1 protein-coding gene is annotated in these 232 nt (G+C 41.8%); it reads left to right on the plus strand.

Annotated elements, in window-relative coordinates; translation table 11 throughout:
- On the plus strand, positions 1-232 hold a 232-nt coding region (locus STRDD10_RS11335; RefSeq protein WP_197458359.1), incomplete at both ends, for a hypothetical protein.

The raw sequence follows: 232 nt of genomic DNA on the forward strand, positions 1-232 counted from the left end.
TACAGTTGAAATCCCAGTTAAACTGAAAAATGGTGAAGAGGAAGTAACTGTTAAGATTCCAGTAACCATCCAACGAGATACAGATGGTGATGGTATTCCAGATAAGACGGATACAGATGATGATAACGACGGAATCCCAGATAGTGAAGACAGCACACCAAAAGTAGCTGACAAACTAACAGGAGTCGTAACAACCCCATCTTCCGTTACAGAGAAGAAAGCAGTGACACCA

Source organism: Streptococcus sp. DD10, assembly GCF_001578805.1.
GTDB lineage: Bacteria > Bacillota > Bacilli > Lactobacillales > Streptococcaceae > Streptococcus.